This window comes from Mesorhizobium sp. M1A.F.Ca.IN.020.04.1.1 (assembly GCF_003997315.1).
In the GTDB taxonomy this organism is placed as follows: Bacteria; Pseudomonadota; Alphaproteobacteria; order Rhizobiales; family Rhizobiaceae; genus Mesorhizobium.
In genome coordinates, this window is the sequence record NZ_RZSN01000417.1 from 1 (window position 1) to 628 (window position 628).

The 628-nt window shown below is 62.6% G+C and carries 2 protein-coding genes; both read left to right on the top strand.

The window, feature by feature from the left end; translation table 11 throughout:
- Positions 1-44: 44 nt before the first annotated feature.
- Complete coding sequence (locus EOA49_RS32300; protein WP_029356603.1) at positions 45-326, top strand: acyl carrier protein; 282 nt, start codon at positions 45-47, stop codon at positions 324-326.
- Positions 327-628 (top strand): beta-ketoacyl synthase N-terminal-like domain-containing protein (locus EOA49_RS32305; protein ID WP_281058475.1); only part of this gene is annotated, 302 nt, incomplete at its 3' end. It lies immediately after the preceding gene.

Here is a 628-nt window from a genome sequence, read left to right on the forward strand (position 1 = left end):
CGCGGGTCCGGGTCGAAACGCGGGAAAGAAAGACAGGAAACAGAATGGCCGATCAATTCGCAACGGACGTCATTGCCCTGATCAAGAAACGCGCCGAGTCGGAGAGCGGTGAGGGAATGCCTGCGTCATTCGTCGGCGAGATAACAATCGCCACGGAACTGGACGCGCTCGGGTTCGATTCGCTGGGTTTGGCGGACGTCCTCTGGGATGTGGAACAGGCCTACGGCATCAAGATCGATATGAACACGGCCGATGCCTGGTCCAATCTCAAGAATGTCGGCGACGTCGTGGAAGCCGTCCGCGGCTTGCTTGCGAAGGAGGCTTGAATGGACAGGCGCGTCGTCATCACCGGAGTGGGCGGCCTGTGCGGACTGGGCACCGACGCCGCCTCTATGTGGAAAGAGATGCGCGAAGGCCGCTCCGCCATCGGCCCGCTCGCCAATTCCGAGCTTCATGACCTGGAGGGCATGACCGGCGCTGAGATCAAGGCGCTGCCCGAGCACGACATCGATCGCAAGCAGCTCGTCTCCATGGCCCGCTTCAGCTTGCTCGCCGTGCTTGCAGCGCGCGAAGCCATGCGGCAGGCCGGACTTTCCTGCGACGAAGGGAATGCCCATCGCTTCGGCGC

Excerpts from the sequence above, each read along its gene's own strand:
- EOA49_RS32300 (WP_029356603.1), top strand. The coding sequence starts at position 45 with ATGGCCGATCAATTCGCAACGGACGTCATTGCCCTGATCAAGAAACGC.